The organism is Massilia sp. Root133 (assembly GCF_001426525.1).
GTDB lineage: Bacteria > Pseudomonadota > Gammaproteobacteria > Burkholderiales > Burkholderiaceae_D > Telluria > Telluria orientalis.
In genome coordinates this window covers 203,895-218,072 of the sequence record NZ_LMEW01000023.1, presented here as the reverse complement: position 1 = coordinate 218,072, position 14,178 = coordinate 203,895, and the positions used below count along the sequence as shown (strand labels likewise).

Here is a 14,178-nt window from a genome sequence, read left to right as displayed (position 1 = left end):
ACAACTGGCAGGCGACCCGTAAGAGACAATGAACGTACCTCTCATTCCTACCGATCTGCTGAAGAAATCGGACAAGATCCTGTTCATCGCCCACCTGGCGTTGGGCGACTACACCTATTTGCAGAACTGCTTCCAGGCGTTCGCGCGCGCCTACCCGCACCTGAAACTGCACCTGTGGGTGGACGAAGTGCGCCGCACGAGCGACGCCTCGCAGTGGCCGCACCTGAAAAAGAACGTCCTGTACGACTGGCTCGACGCCTGCGACTTCATCGAGAAGGTCTACAAGCAGAACTACTCGCCGGAGCTGTTCCAGGCTTCCATCCGGGAAGCGCAGCAGGAGCACTACCCGATCGTCGTCTCGCTGGGCACCCTGCGTCCGCACTTCTACGCCGACCTCGCGCGCGAGATCAGCCCGGACGGCTTCGTGCTCGGCCTGAAGAAGCCGCACGGCCTGCAGGGCCTGATCCACTGGTTCAGCTACCGCAAGCTGGACGCCAGCCTCGACCCGGACGTGGCCGACCGCGCGAGCGCGCCGCACATCAGCGACGTGCATGCTGACTGGTTCCGCCAGCTGGCCGGCGTGGACATTCCGCCGGCCGGACGCATCCCGTTCGTGCACATTCCCGGGCAGTTCGTCGAGGGCGCGAAGGCGCGCCTGCACGAATGGGGCTTCGACGGCCGCCGGGGCAAGCTCGTCTTCATCAACCCGTTCGCCAAGACGCGCAAGCGCTGCTGGCCCGTCGAGCGCGTGGCCGAACTGATCACGACGATGCGCGCCCAGCCGGAATGGCGCGATGCCTGCTTCATCGTCAACGCGGTGCCGCAGGAAGTGGACAACGTGAAGGCCATGCTGGCGCGCCGCCAGCTCGACCGCACGGAACTGTTCAGCGCCAACGAAAACTTCTTCCAGCTGCCCGCGATGCTGGCGCAGTGCGACCTGATCGTGTCCGTCGAGACGGCCGTGATGCACCTGGCGAATGCCGTGGGCGTGCCGGTCGTCGCGCTGATGCGCCAGAAGACGCCGGAATGGGCCCCGGTCGACAAGGCCAACTCCACCGTCATCACGGCGGATCAGAGACGGGACTGGGTCAAGGCGATTCCAGTCGATGCGGTGATGCACGCGCTGGCGTGATCTCGACGCGCGCGTGACAAAGGCCGCTTCGTGCGGCCTTCTGTTTTTCAGGCCGGCACGGCTTCGAGCAGCAAGGCATGCTCGAAGCGGACGGTGATGCGGTTGGCGCCGGACTGGACCTGTCCCAGCTCGCGCTCGTCGACGTAGTCACGCAGGCGATAGCGGCCCGGACCGAGGCCACGTATCTCGATCGGCCCGTCCCAGCGTGGCGCAAAGAAGGCAAAGTACAACCTGCCATCCTTTTCCACGACGTGCGCCTCCGGCTTGTCGAAGCCGATGTCATACAGTTCGCCACGGTAGACGCCGTTGGCCAGCATCTTGTCGCGGTAGATGCCGATCCATTTGCGCCACTTGGCCTCGCGTTCCGGCGTCAGCAGGAAGCTGTCCTTCGGCTTGGGATCGACGGGCCAGGTGAACTTGGTCGACAGCACCGCCCCGATGCCGACCGTCGAGGCAAAATCCTCGCCGCCGTCGCTCAGTTCGACGTGGTCGCCCGCATAGGCCGCCGACGGTCCCATCAGCGCCTTCAAGGTCTTGCCCTTGTGCCGGACCTGCCAGGATGACAGCGGATCCGAGGCCGGCGCCTGGTTCATGTACGGGAAATTATGGAAGGCGTAGGCGGTGCCGCAGGGGCACAATTCGACCACCGCATGCGGATTGACCTCGCGCGCGGTGTCGTAGACCATCTTCCAGAAATCCTGCAGCTTCTCGAAGGATTCCTCCGGCCGCGCATGCTTGTGCGCCGGGTTGTAGCAGGGTGCCACGCCATTCAGATGCTGGCCGTCGATCTTCAGGCCGGCATAGCCCCACTCGCCAAGGATCTTGCGCACGAAAGCCCGGGTCATCTCGATGGTCGGTTCATAGGCCGGGCACAGGTACAGGCTGTTCCACCACGAGATCAGCTGCGGCGCGCCGTCCTTGTCCAGCAAGAGCATGTCGGCATGCTCGTGCAGCAGGTCGGTGCCCGGATCGGCTGCCAGCGGCGTGATCCACAGACGCGCCTTCAATCCGGCCTCCTTCACCGCGCCGACCAGGCCGCGCATGTCTGCCTCGCCTTTCGGAAATTTCTTGGTGTCGAGCTTCCAGTCGCCCTCATTGTTCTGCCAGCCATCGTCCAGCACCGCCCACTCGAGCCCGAGTTCCTTCGCTTTCTGCAGCGTGCCGACCATCAGCGGGATCGTGAAGTCGCGCTCGTAGCCCCAGGCGCACCAGATCGGCTCGTAGCATTCGGGCGGCGCGTCCGGCGCGCGCACGCCGCGTTCGGCCATGACCTGGCGGTAACGGTCGAGCGCCGCGAAATAATCGCCGGTATGCAGGGCCAGGAAGGTGTCCAGCGTGTCGAGGGTGCCGCCCGGCGCCAGCGTGGCGGCACCCTCGAACTCGACCGCCAGCGAGGCGCCGCCGGCCGTCGCCCGCACCGGCAGCGCGACCAGGCGCGGCACGGTATCGAGGTGCCCGACCGCCACGCCGCAATCCCGCTGCCAGACGTCCACGGCCGGCGTGCCGCCGCCATAGTCGGACGCGTTCATGCCCATGAAGTTGCGCTGCTCGAAGCCCGGCGCCATCGGCAACACCCAGTCGCGCCGGTCCTGGTGCGTGGCGCCGGAAAAGGTCCAGAATTCCGGTTTGCGGCCGGCGGCCGGACGCAGGGTATGGGCGCTGTTGGCCCAGGCGGTGATGTCCAGCGGCTTGCTGCCCAGGTTGCGGTAGGAGACCCGGATGATCGCGAAACCGGGATGCCGGTCATGGAACGTGACGGCGACGGTCTTTTCGATGCCGTCGGGCGCCACGCCGGTAAAGCGGTGCCGCAGGCCCGGTCCATGCGGTCCGTCGACACGGTCGGCAGCCTGGCCGGACATGGCGAAGCGCTCGATCCAGCGCCCGTTCGCGAGCCGCAGGCGCTCGCTCGACGCGAAGGCGGTGACGGCCGTCGCGCGCGCTCCCCGCTTCGACAGCAGGCGGCAGCGCAACTCGCCGTCGAATTCCAGCGCCATCGCGGCGTCGCCGATCCGCGCCACGTCCCTGCCGTTGCCCGCTGCCGCCGCGGATCCGACCGTCGATGCGACGGCGGTCCCTGCCAGCCACTGCAGCAGGGTACGCCGGCGTTCGTCATGCGCTCGTTTCATAAGTCTCCTCGTCATGTCAATGTTTGGACTACATGGCCGGCGCCGGGCCGGCACTGCCGTCCCTACACCAGCACGACTTGCGCGCCGCGTGCCCGCAGCGCCTCGACTGTCTCCGGTACCGCGCCGGTATCGGTGATGATGCAATCGACCTGTTCGATCCGGGCGATCACGGACAGGCTGCGCCGCCCCAGCTTCGACGAATCGCCGACCGCGACCACCCGGCGTGCGATCTCGAGCATGCGGCTGTTCAGGCGCGCTTCCAGCAGGTGCGGCGTCATCACGCCGATCTCCGGATCCAGGCCGTCGAAGCCGAGGAACAGGATGTCGGCATGCAGGCCCTGCAGCGCGCTTTCCGCTTGCGGACCGCCGAGCGAATACGAGCTTGGCCTGAGCACGCCGCCAAGCATGATCAGCGTGACGTGGGGCGCGCCGGCCAGCAGGACCGCGATGTTGAGCGCGTTCGTGATCACGTTCACCGACTGCAACTTCAGGCCGCGGATCTGCTTGGCGATTTCCGCCGTGGTCGTGCCCGAATCGAGCACGATCGTCTGGCCCTCGCCGATCAGTTTCACGGCCGCTTCGGCGATGCGCATCTTCTCGGCGCGGCGCAAGGTCTGCTTGACGCCGATCGGCAGGTCTTCGTCGTCACGCTGGGCCAGCGCGCCGCCGCGCGTACGCACCACGGCGCCGATCTCCGCCAGCGCGTTCAGGTCGTTGCGCGCGGTGACCTGCGAAATGTCGAACATGTCCGCGAGCTCCGCCACCGTGATCCGTCCGCGTTCGCCGACCAGTTCGCGGATGCGGCGCCGCCTTTCCTCGACCAGCAGGTCGGGGTCGGACGGCGCACCGGGAAGGTTTTGCGTCGAAGGTTTCGCTTCCGTTCTCTTTGTTTCTTTCATTGCCGATCTTTCGGGCCTCGTCGTCGCCCCGTATTGGAGAGCCAGATCATACAGGAGGCTCCATCCGAAATGAAACGAAAGATCGGTGCCGGCCGCCCGCGCCGCCGGCGCTACGTCGTTCAGCCGGCGGGCGGCGGTTGCCACGCGCCCGGATAGGCCTTTTCCGCATTCAGGCGGTACAGCTTGTCGACCACGACGCGCGGCAGCGCCAGCCCTCGCACAGGCGAGTCCAGCTCCGGCACCGCGAAGGTGTCGGCGGTATTGAAGTAGCGCCAGTCACGTCGCCAAACCGTGTCGAGATCGCTGGCGAAACCCGCGTCCGGCTGCTCGTCCGACTGCGCCAGGTCGGTTCCGTACATCAGGCGGTCCTGGTAACGGATGAAGAAGTCACGCACGCGCTCGCGGCGGCGCTGCGACTGGTACTGGACCTGGCCGATGCGGGCCGCCACGTCGACGTATGCACCCGGATGCGCGTCCAGCCAGTGTCCCAGCCGGTCGACGTCCCATTCGATCGATGCCATGTGCACGCCGGTGAAGCGCAGCCGCGGATGACGGGCCAGCAGGCGGTCGCGCGCCGCCATCTGCTGGTCGTAGCCGGGCATCTCCGGATGCAGGTACATGTGGTAGGCCGGATGCGCCTTGAAATACTCGCGGTCGTTGTTGACCGTCATCCGCGCCAGGGGCAGCCAGCAGTTATGCGGCTCGCCCTGGTGGCCGAGCACCATCGTGCCGCGCTCCGCCAGGCCGTCGAACAGGGGCGCCAGGCGCGCGTCGTCGACCATGACCAGCCGTCCACGCGCATCGCGCAACGCCATGCCGATGTTCTTCCAGACCTTGACGCCGACGGCGCCGTCGGCCAGCGCGCCGTCGAGGTCCTTCAGCGTCGCTTCGGTCCAGCCGGGCCGCTCGAAGCCTTGGGTCGAAAACGACGCCACCCAGGCGATCCGGTCCGGATGTGCGTGGGCGGCGGCGCTGGCGATGCGGCGCTGCCGTTCGAGCGGCGGGAAATCCGGATAGTCGACGTTGATCGTCAGTGCCCGGAAGTTGTCCCGGCGTGCCAGCGCCAGGTAGGCATCCTGGCTGGCGCCGTGCAGGTGCAGGTGGGCATCGACCTTCGGCACCTTGTCGAACTCGGCCATCGTGTACGTGTCGGCGGCGAATGCCGGCGGCAGCGCCAGCAGCGCCGCCAGGATCGCCCGGATCAGGATCGAATGCATGGGAATCTCCTCCTTGGATGAATGCGGCGGCGGGGCGCTCAGATCGCGCCGGCAAGCCGTTCCACGGCGACGGCGGCGAGTGGCCGGCCGGCGCTGCGCGCGGCATACAGCGCGGCGCCGAGCACGGGTGGCAGCCGCGGCCGCGTCAGCCGGTAGGGCAAGGCGCGCGCGGCCAGCGCGCGCGCGAACGGCTCGCGCAGCGGCCCCCCGGCGGAGAACAGCCCGCCGCTATGCGACACCGCGACTTCCACGCCGGCCGCCACCCCAAGGGCGGCACGGACGGCGTCGACCATGCCCGCGAGCTCGCCGGCGGCGGCGTCGAGGATCGCCTGCGCTTGCGCGTCGCCCGCTGCCGCCGCCGCGCTGACCACGGGTGCCAGGGCGGCCACGCGACTGCGTTCGGCGTTCATTTCGCCATAGATGACGCCGCACAGGTCCAGGTCCTCCTGCAGCCCGAGGCGTGCGCGCAGCAGCCCGTGCAGCGGGCCGCGCACGGCTCGGCCGTCGCTCATGCGCGAGAACAGCGCCAGGCCGGCCCGCGCGATCCAGTAGGCCGAGCCTTCGTCGCTGAACAACTCGCCCCAGCCGCCGGCCCGCGCCCTGGCGCCGGCAAATTCGCCATACGCCATCGAACCGGTGCCGCCAATGACGCTGATGCCGTCGCGGCAGGCCAGCGAACCGGCCCAGCTGCACACCATGTCGTTGCCGCACAAGTAGCGCTGCGATCCGAGGATCGCGCGCGGCAGTGCGTCGAGCACAGGCTGGACGGCGCGGTCTTCGCCATAGGCCGGCAGCCCGAAGAAGCCGAAGGCGACGTCGCCGGTCCCGGCGCCGGCCGCGTGCAACACCGCCCGGCAGCCGCGTTCGAGCATGGCGGCGGTGCCATCCATACCGACCTCCAGGTAGTAGGCGCTGCCCTCTTCGTGGCGGGCCAGGACCCGTCCCTGCTCGTCGATGAGGGCGAACGCCGTCTTGGTACCGCCGCCATCAACGCCGAGAAACATCGCTCGCTCCCTGGGTGAACGGATAAATGGTCACGCCGCGCACCACGCGGTTGACGGTGCCCGACATGCTCGGCGTATCCGGACGCAGGCCGAGCGCCAGCGACTGCAGCAGCGCATGGGCCTGGCAAAACACGACGAAGGGCAAGGCCAGCGCCGGTTCGGCGAGTGCGCCGGCGCCGTCCAGCGCAAGGCAGTCGTCGCCCAGCTCGGGCTCGGGCCGGCCGCTCAGGGCCAGCACGCGGCCGGCATGACCGTCCCTGCGCAGTTCACGCAGCAGGTCGAGGTCATACCGGCGTGCATGCGCATCGTTCGACAACAGCACCACGACCAGGGTGTCGGCATCGACCACGGTCTTGGGGCCATGACGGAAACCCAGGGGCGAGTCATGCAGGGCGACGATGCGGCCATCGCTCAGCTCGAGCAGCTTGAGCGCGGCCTCGCGGGCCAGCCCGCGCAGCTCGTTGCTGCCGAGGTAGACGACGCGCCCGAAGCGCCGCGCCACCAGCGCTTCGAGCAGCGGCAAGGCGCTGTCCCGCACCTGCGCGGCTGCCGCGGACGTTGCCGCCACCACGTCCGGCGCCAGCACGCCGAAGGCCAGCGCGGCCGCGAGCAGCATCGACGTGAAACTCGTGGTCATGGCGAAGCCACGGTCGTGGGTGGCATCCGGCAGCAGGAGAGCCAGGGCGCCGGCGCGGCCTTGTGCCATCCGGTACAACTCGCCGTCGGGATTGCAGGTGATGACAAGGTGGTGCACGTCGGGCAGGAGCTCGTCGGCCAGCGCCACCGCTGCCACGCTCTCGGGGCTGCTCCCCGAACGGGCGAACGACACGAGCAGCGTGGGCACCGCGGGCTGCAGGAAGCGCTGCGGTCCCGAGACGATATCGGTGGTCGGCACGGCTTCGGCGCGCAGTCCCTGGCGCAGCATGGACGGGACCAGGCACTCGCCGATGAAGGCCGAGGTACCCGCGCCGGCCAGCACGATGCGCAGGTCCTGCCGCGCCAGCAACGGACCGAGGAAAGCGTCCAGGGCGCCGCGCCGCTGCGCCACCAGCGCATCGATCTCGCGCCACACCTCCGGCTGCTGTGCGATCTCGCGCGCGGTCAGGCATGCGCCTGCCTGCTCCAGGCGGTCTTCGCCGATTCCAAAAATTTCCCTGTTTACTACTAGCATGTTTCCAACTCCTTCGTTGCGGGGACCGCCGTGCAGGCGTCCATATACTGGCGCAGCACCCTGGCCACGCCATCCTTGAGCAAATCGGCCGGCCGGTTGCGCACGCGGCCCTCGCGTACCGCCTCGTACTGGAACGGCAGGTACTGGCTCAGCAGCGTCAGCGGCGGCGCTTCGCGCTCCAGCCTGGCCAGCAGCCGTGCCTGCGCCGCCTGGATGGCCGGATGCGGCCAGTAATAGCGGATCCGGTCGCTCAGGCTGTACTGCTGGTCGAAGCGCACGCGCGCCGCGTCGGCGTCCGGTCCGCCGTAGTACCTGGCCCAGTAGCCCGGTTCCGCGCGCATGACTTCCAGCACCGTGTCCTTGAATGCCGAGCCTTCCTTCGCGCCCGACATCTCGTCCTCGATCCCAGCCAGTGCCCACAAGGCCTCGCGCAGCGCAAAGGTCAGCCCGGGACCGACCTTCAGGATCGCGTAGTGGTCGCGCACCAGGGCGGCCAGCCCGGCCGGCGTCTGGTAGTCGGTCGAATGCGCCTCGTAGACCATGCCCGGCACGCCTTCGATGAAGGCACTCAAGGCCGCGGCCTTGCCGGGCTGGTAGTCGATCACCTTGTGGTGGTCGAATTCGACGCCCGGCTGCACCACGAGACCGATCACGCGCGGCCACGCGCCCTCCAGCCCGGCGCGGGCAAACGCGGCGCGGTGCACGTCGATGGTGGCTTGCGCGGCGCCCGGCGTGGTCACGCTCAGCTCGTCCAGGTCTTCGTGGGCACCGCCCGGCACCGGCACCTCGGTGCCGACGATATAGACCGGCGCCGGACCGCCGGCGGCGCGCCAGGCACGCTCGGCGACGGCGCACAGGCGCGCCGCGCGCTGCGCCACCACGTCGTCGGGCAGCGGCACCGGGTCGCCGGCGCAGGACATCGAGCAATCCAGGTGAATCTTGCGAAATCCCGCCGCCACGTACTGGTCGATCAGCACCTCTGCCCTGGCCATGGCGGCATCGGCGGGCCGGTCCTGCCAGGCGTTCGGCCCAAGATGATCGCCGCCGAGCAGCACGCGTTCGCGCGGCATGCCGGCACGGTCGGCAATGGCGTGCGCGAAATCGCGGAAGGCCGCCGGCGTCATGCCGGTGTAGCCGCCATGCTGGTTCACCTGATTCGAGGTCGCCTCGATCAGGACCGGCAGGCCGCGCTGCGCGGAAGCCTCCATCGCGGCTTCGATGACGAGGGGATGGGCAGAGCACACCGAATGCATGCCCAGCGCCGTGCCCGCCTTGTGGCGCTGGACCAGGTTCAACAAATATTCCATGTCAGGTTCCGTATAGTCGTCCGCTTCACGCGGATGCGTTGTCGTCGGGCTGCAGCGCAAGCAGCATGGCCGCCACCAGCGAGAGCACGATGCCCGCCAGCTTGGCGCCCCCCGGCAGCGTCCCCGCCAGGGCGATCGCGATGACGGTCGTCAGCAGCGGTGCGCCGGCGTTCACCAGGGGCGACACCACCAGCGCCTTGCCCTGGCGGAAGGCATGCACCAGGGTCAGGGCGCCGATGGCGTTCAGTACCTGGGTCGCCGCGGCGAGCAATGGCCCGGACGGGCCGTAGTTGATCGGCTGGGAAAAATCCGTCATGGCCAGCGCGACCGGTATGACCAGCAGCGCGCTGGCCGTCATGTAGAAGAAGATGCTCTCGGGGTCCATGCTGGCGTTGGCCAGCTTGATCAGGTAAGCCTGCAAACCCCATGCGACCAGCACGCCCAGCGCCAGCACGAACCACAGGCCGTAGGACTGGGGCGCGCCGCCCGGCGCATAGTCGAACAGCGGCAGCGCGCAGAGCGCCAGCAGGATGCCGGCCGTCCCGAGGCCCCCGGTGCGTTCGCGCAGGAACAGGAAGGACAGCACGATCGTGATCACCGGCGACAGCGAGATGAGGGGAAAGATCAGGTAGGTCGGCCCGGCCTTGACCGCGTAGAACAGGACCATCTGTCCACCGGCGCCGAGCAGGCCGATCGACAGCCCATAGGCGACCGCGCGGGCATCGCGGCGTATCCGCCACCCGGCGCGCGCCAGCACGACCAGGGCCGGCGGCACCATGGTCAGCGCCCACACCACGTAGATCAGCGTTTCCGGAAAGCCGTGCTGGCTGGGCAGCCCGGCGAAGGCGCCCCACACGCCCCACAGCAGCGTGGTGGCCAGTGCGTAGCCGAGCCAGCCGGCCGGGCGTACGCCTGCCTTCGCTTCCATCGTCGTCGTCGGTTCCATCGCGCGCTCCATCAGAACTTCACACTCATGCCGGCCACGTACGTGCGGCCCCAGGTCTCGAAGCCGTACAGCGCATCGGGCCGCCCCAGGTTGGAGCGCATCTCCGCGTCGCCCAGGTTCTTGCCTTCGACGAAGACAGTGACGTTGCGCGTCACGTCCCACGATGCCGACGCCGTCACCCAGGTCAGCGCATCGACCTTGTTCGGGAAGCCGGCGATCACGTTGGTGCTCTGCGTGTATTCGCCGGTGTAATCGAAGGAGATCGATGCGTTGATGCCGTTCCGCTCGTACAGGAAGCCGAGCGAGGACGCGGTCGGCGCCACGCCTTCGAGCTGGCCGACGTAGGCGCCGTTCTGGTACGCCCGGGTCAGGGTCTTGGCAAATTTGGCGTTGATGCCGAAGCCGTTGTCGAACAGGTGCTGGATGCCGATCTCGATGCCGCGCACGCGTGCCTTGTCGCCGTTGACCGGGTGCGTCACCGTATAGAGGTAGCCGGGCACGCCGATATCGACGTGCTCGTCGGTCTGGTAGGTCACGAAATTCTTGATCTGCTTGGCGAAGACCGCGGCGGTGATCGCCGATTTCGGGCGGTAATACCATTCGACCGAAATGTCCTGCTGCACCGCCTCGGTCGGCTTGAGCTTGGGATCGCCGACGATGCTCAGCAGGTAGGTGCGGTCCAGCGTGTTGTCGGTGCGCGTCGGCGCCAGCTTGTCGAGCGAGGGCCTGGCCATCACCTTGGCCACCGCGGCCCGCACGACGAAGTCCTCGCGCGCCCACCAGCTCAGGTTGGCGGACGGCAGCAGCTTGGTATAGCTGCCGTCTTCCGACACCGGCACGGCCGGGCTGTAGGTGACGGTCGGGCTGCTGGTCGGGATGTTCGGCGTCGGGTCGTCGATCGCGACGATCTGGTCGATCGCACTCTTCGACGTGGTCCTGGTACGCACCACGCGCATGCCCACGTTGCCGTTCCAGTTGTCGCCGGACAGTTCGAGCTGGCCGTACAACGTCGCGGTCTTCTCACGCACCGAGTAGGAATCGGTGGGCACGAACACCGGCTGGGAACGCGCCACGTCGAAGGTGTCGCCGGTCGGGTTGCCTTCGGCGTCGAGCACGGGCTTGCCGTTCAGGCTCTGCAGCGCACGAAAATAGGCCGGTACGTCGAAAGCGATGAAGCTGCCGGGAAAGCTGCCGCCCGCATTGCGCATGTAGTTCGGCAGCGTCATCGGGCGCACCACGTCGGCGCCGAGCGAAGCGAAAGTGGTCGAGTACATGTCGCAGTACTGGCAGGCCCCGCCGCTCTTCTCGTTGCCGATCGAATTGCGATCCTTCTTGCGCGACGTGCCGCTGGCGCCGAACTGGATGCCGTCGATGTGCCAGGTGCCGTCCATCGCCAGCCGGCCGTCGAGGGAGGCGCCGTCGATGGTGTCCTTGATGTCGTTACCGGTGAGGCCGGTGAAATGAATGCCGTAGTCCTTGTTGCCCAGGCGGCCTGCGGCGAGTTCGGTCGCCAGGTCCCGGCCATCCTCGAGCGTCACGCGGATGTCGGGAAAGGCGCCATTGTTGGCCCGGTAATAGCCGGTATTGTGTCCGGCGATGCCGGCAACCACGAAGGTGTCCTTGCCGCCCGAGTCGCGCTTCGACGTCGAACGGTAGATGTCGCCGTTCAGCTTCAACCGGCTGGTCGGCTTCCATTCGCCGCGCCAGCCGAATTGCATGGTGTCGACCACGCGGTCGGTGGTCACGTTAGACATCTCCGGGACCAGGTCGTGCACCGTCATGCCGGTCACCAGGCGGTCCTTGACGACGATGTCGGACCAGCGGCCGGGCGCATGCTCGACGTAATAGGACTGCTGGTAGCCGACCTGCGGCGAGTCGAGGCGGGTCGCCAAGCCATCGACGATCATCTTGAACTGCGGCGTGACCTTCCATTCGAAGGCACCGGACAGCGCCGAGCGCTTTTTCTCCTCGAATACCGAGCCGAACGAGATGCAGCATGGCGCCAGCAGGTTGCTCTCGCCGGGGCCGATGGCGCCGTCACCGTTGACGTCGACGCTTCCCGGCGAGTCGGCGTTGTAGGTCTGGTAGCCGAGCGAGTCCGTGCGCACCTTACGCTTGGAAAAAACGGCGCCGACGAGCACGCCCATGGTGTTGTTGTTGAACGTGTTGCTGACGACGCCCGACAGCTTGCCGCCGTTGTTGCGCGACAGGTCGTTATGCTCGCCTTCGAACCGCACGGAAGAGCGAAAGCCCGGGATATCGAGCGGGCGCGCCGAGCGCAGATTCACCGAACCGCCGATGCTGCCCTCCATTTGCGCCGCTTCGGCCGACTTCATGACGTCGGCGCCGCTGATCACTTCCGACGGCAGCACGTCGAAAGCGAAGTCGCGTCCATCGCCGTCGGTCGCCAGGATGCGCTTGTTCAGCGTGACGATGTTGTAGCCGGAGCCCAGGCCGCGCACATTGATGTACTGCCCCTCCCCGCCGCGGGTGCGCGATACCGAGATGCCGGAGATATGGGTCAGCGAGTCGGCCACGTTATCGTCAGGAAAACGGCCCAGTTCCGTGGCCGAGATCGAATCCTGGATGACGTCCGCATTGCGTTTCAAATCGAGCGACTTTGCCAGCGCGGCGCGCGCACCCGTCACCACGACCACTGCGCCCTGCGGTTCCGGCGTCGTGGATACGGTGGCCGGCGGCGCGACATCGGGCTGGGCCTGCGCGAACGCAGTGGTGCACAGGGCCATTTCCACCGCGGCGGCGATCAGGGTGCGGCGGGCTCTTGTTTCGTGTCTCCTTAGCATGCCTACTTCTCCTCTTATGTATTGTTATAGGATAGTAATAAAAGGCAATTGAAAACACAAGGAACTTTCGAAAGCTTTCGAAACCTTTTTTATTTCGTTGTTTTTAGATTGCAGAAGGCTGAATGGTGCTGCGGGCAGCTGCATCCCGTATGATCTGGAACGGGGACCGACCATGAAACCATCATCCATTGCGCTCCTGATCTCTGCAGTCCTCGCGTTCTCGCAGTCAAGCGCGGCGGGGCCGGACAATCCCGCCACGAAGACGTCCGCCGCGGCGCATGACGGCCAACACGATTTCGACTGGGAGATCGGCACCTGGGATACGCAACTGAAACGCTTGCGCGAGCCGCTCAGCGGCAAAGCCGACTGGGTCGAGTACACGGGCACGTCGGTCGTCAAGGCGGTGATGGGCGGGCAGGCCAACCTCGTCGAGCTGGATGTGCGCGGCATTAGCGGACGGATCGCGGGCGTGTCGCTGCGCCTGTACCAGCCCGCGACCGGGCAATGGACCCTGCATTTCGCAAACCTGGCCAACGGGTTGATGACCGACCCGATGCAGGGATCTTTCAAGAATGGCCAAGGCACCTTTTACGGCAAGGACACCGTGGACGGGCGCGCGGTGCTGGTGCGGTTCCTGATCGTGCCGATGGGCGCCGGCCAGTGGCGCTTCGAGCAGGCGTATTCGGCGGATGGCGGGAGACGTTGGGAGACCAACTGGATCGCCGTCGATACCCGCCGCAAGGGATAGGTTTATTTCGCCGACGGGAAAAACAACTGCTCGCCCGCCGGCTTGAACGAGGCAATCTTCGCCTGCCCTTCCGGCGACGTGATCCACTCGATCAGCGCCTTCGCGCCCTTGTAGTTGATCCCCTTGTGCTTCGCCGGATTGACGGCAATGATCCCGTACGGATTGAACATCCGCTTGTCGCCCTCGACGAGGATGGCCAGCCCCGTCTTCGCTTTGTAGGCGCCATACGTCGCGCGGTCCGTCAGCGTGTATGCGCCCATCTCCGCCGCCATGTTCAGCACCTCGCCCATGCCCAGGCCGGCGTTGACGTAGTTGCTCCCGGCGGGCTTCGGGCCCGCCTGCTGCCAGTAGCCCTTCTCCATCACGTCCGTGCCGGAATTGTCGCCGCGCGAGATGAATTTCACGTTGGCCGCCGCGATCTTCCTGAAGGCCGCGATGACGTCGCGGCTGCCCTTCACGCCCGCCGGGTCGGCGACCGGTCCCGCGACGATGAAGTCGTTGTACATGACGTCGTGGCGGTCGATCCCCCAGCCCTCGGCCACGAATTTGTCCTCCAGCGCGCGCGCGTGCACGAGCGTCACGTCGACGTCGCCGTTCTTGCCCAACTCCAGCGCCTTGCCGGTGCCGACGGAGATCACGTTGACCTTGATGCCCGTCTTCGCTTCGAACGCGGGCAGCAGGTAGCCCAGCAGGCCCGAGTTCTCGGTGCTCGTGGTCGTGGACAGGCGCAGAGGCTTACCGGACTGCGTGTCCGATTGCGCATGCACGAACGGAACGGCACAAACAAGGCCGGCGATGAGCGCGAGGATGGAACGGCGTTGCAT

At 67.2% G+C, this 14,178-nt stretch carries 11 protein-coding genes; 2 read left to right on the top strand and 9 right to left on the bottom strand.

Annotation, left to right across the window (positions count from 1 at the left end; translation table 11 throughout):
• The first annotated feature begins 28 nt into the window (after positions 1–28).
• Positions 29–1,132, top strand: coding sequence for a glycosyltransferase family 9 protein (locus tag ASD28_RS16920; protein ID WP_056130344.1), 1,104 nt, complete (start codon positions 29–31; stop codon positions 1,130–1,132).
• A gap of 47 nt (positions 1,133–1,179) precedes the next feature.
• Here ASD28_RS16920 and ASD28_RS16915 read toward each other — a convergent pair whose 3' ends face one another.
• From ASD28_RS16915 to ASD28_RS16880, 8 genes are all read right to left on the bottom strand, one after another.
• Positions 1,180–3,258 (bottom strand): glycoside hydrolase family 36 protein, encoded by a 2,079-nt coding sequence (locus ASD28_RS16915; protein ID WP_056130341.1) that lies wholly within the window; start codon positions 3,256–3,258, stop codon positions 1,180–1,182.
• Positions 3,259–3,320: 62 nt separating this feature from the next.
• Positions 3,321–4,157, bottom strand: coding sequence for a DeoR/GlpR family DNA-binding transcription regulator (locus ASD28_RS16910; RefSeq protein ID WP_056130338.1), 837 nt, complete (start codon positions 4,155–4,157; stop codon positions 3,321–3,323).
• 119 nt (positions 4,158–4,276) lie between these two features.
• The gene (locus tag ASD28_RS16905) at positions 4,277–5,374 is read right to left on the bottom strand and encodes an amidohydrolase family protein (RefSeq protein WP_056130333.1); all 1,098 of its coding nucleotides are present in this window, start codon (positions 5,372–5,374) and stop codon (positions 4,277–4,279) included.
• A gap of 38 nt (positions 5,375–5,412) precedes the next feature.
• Positions 5,413–6,378: an N-acetylglucosamine kinase gene (locus tag ASD28_RS16900; protein WP_056130331.1), complete on the bottom strand. Its 966-nt coding sequence runs from the start codon at positions 6,376–6,378 to the stop codon at positions 5,413–5,415.
• Positions 6,362–7,549 (bottom strand): SIS domain-containing protein, encoded by a 1,188-nt coding sequence (locus ASD28_RS16895; protein ID WP_082577131.1) that lies wholly within the window; start codon positions 7,547–7,549, stop codon positions 6,362–6,364. Before ASD28_RS16895 ends, ASD28_RS16900 begins: the two co-directional genes overlap by 17 nt.
• The gene (locus tag ASD28_RS16890; RefSeq protein WP_056130328.1) at positions 7,543–8,856 is read right to left on the bottom strand and encodes a D-tagatose-bisphosphate aldolase, class II, non-catalytic subunit; all 1,314 of its coding nucleotides are present in this window, start codon (positions 8,854–8,856) and stop codon (positions 7,543–7,545) included. Before ASD28_RS16890 ends, ASD28_RS16895 begins: the two co-directional genes overlap by 7 nt.
• Positions 8,857–8,881: 25 nt before the next feature.
• The gene (locus ASD28_RS16885; RefSeq protein WP_056130325.1) at positions 8,882–9,802 is read right to left on the bottom strand and encodes a DMT family transporter; all 921 of its coding nucleotides are present in this window, start codon (positions 9,800–9,802) and stop codon (positions 8,882–8,884) included.
• An 11-nt stretch (positions 9,803–9,813) separates the two neighbouring features.
• Positions 9,814–12,606, bottom strand: coding sequence for a TonB-dependent receptor (locus ASD28_RS16880; RefSeq protein ID WP_082577130.1), 2,793 nt, complete (start codon positions 12,604–12,606; stop codon positions 9,814–9,816).
• Positions 12,607–12,778: 172 nt separating this feature from the next.
• On the opposite strand from ASD28_RS16880, the gene ASD28_RS16875 reads away from it, so the two are divergent.
• The gene (locus ASD28_RS16875) at positions 12,779–13,354 is read left to right on the top strand and encodes a hypothetical protein (RefSeq protein WP_056130319.1); all 576 of its coding nucleotides are present in this window, start codon (positions 12,779–12,781) and stop codon (positions 13,352–13,354) included.
• A gap of 2 nt (positions 13,355–13,356) precedes the next feature.
• Here the strand turns inward: ASD28_RS16875 and ASD28_RS16870 are convergent, their stop codons facing one another.
• On the bottom strand, positions 13,357–14,178 hold the full coding sequence (locus ASD28_RS16870) for an extracellular solute-binding protein (protein ID WP_056130315.1): 822 nt from the start codon (positions 14,176–14,178) through the stop codon (positions 13,357–13,359).

Excerpts from the sequence above, each read along its gene's own strand:
- ASD28_RS16920 (WP_056130344.1), top strand. The coding sequence starts at position 29 with ATGAACGTACCTCTCATTCCTACCGATCTGCTGAAGAAATCGGACAAG.
- ASD28_RS16915 (WP_056130341.1), bottom strand. The coding sequence starts at position 3,258 with ATGAAACGAGCGCATGACGAACGCCGGCGTACCCTGCTGCAGTGGCTG.
- ASD28_RS16910 (WP_056130338.1), bottom strand. The coding sequence starts at position 4,157 with ATGAAAGAAACAAAGAGAACGGAAGCGAAACCTTCGACGCAAAACCTT.
- ASD28_RS16905 (WP_056130333.1), bottom strand. The coding sequence starts at position 5,374 with ATGCATTCGATCCTGATCCGGGCGATCCTGGCGGCGCTGCTGGCGCTG.
- ASD28_RS16900 (WP_056130331.1), bottom strand. The coding sequence starts at position 6,378 with ATGTTTCTCGGCGTTGATGGCGGCGGTACCAAGACGGCGTTCGCCCTC.
- ASD28_RS16895 (WP_082577131.1), bottom strand. The coding sequence starts at position 7,549 with ATGCTAGTAGTAAACAGGGAAATTTTTGGAATCGGCGAAGACCGCCTG.
- ASD28_RS16890 (WP_056130328.1), bottom strand. The coding sequence starts at position 8,856 with ATGGAATATTTGTTGAACCTGGTCCAGCGCCACAAGGCGGGCACGGCG.
- ASD28_RS16885 (WP_056130325.1), bottom strand. The coding sequence starts at position 9,802 with ATGGAACCGACGACGACGATGGAAGCGAAGGCAGGCGTACGCCCGGCC.
- ASD28_RS16880 (WP_082577130.1), bottom strand. The coding sequence starts at position 12,606 with ATGCTAAGGAGACACGAAACAAGAGCCCGCCGCACCCTGATCGCCGCC.
- ASD28_RS16875 (WP_056130319.1), top strand. The coding sequence starts at position 12,779 with ATGAAACCATCATCCATTGCGCTCCTGATCTCTGCAGTCCTCGCGTTC.
- ASD28_RS16870 (WP_056130315.1), bottom strand. The coding sequence starts at position 14,178 with ATGCAACGCCGTTCCATCCTCGCGCTCATCGCCGGCCTTGTTTGTGCC.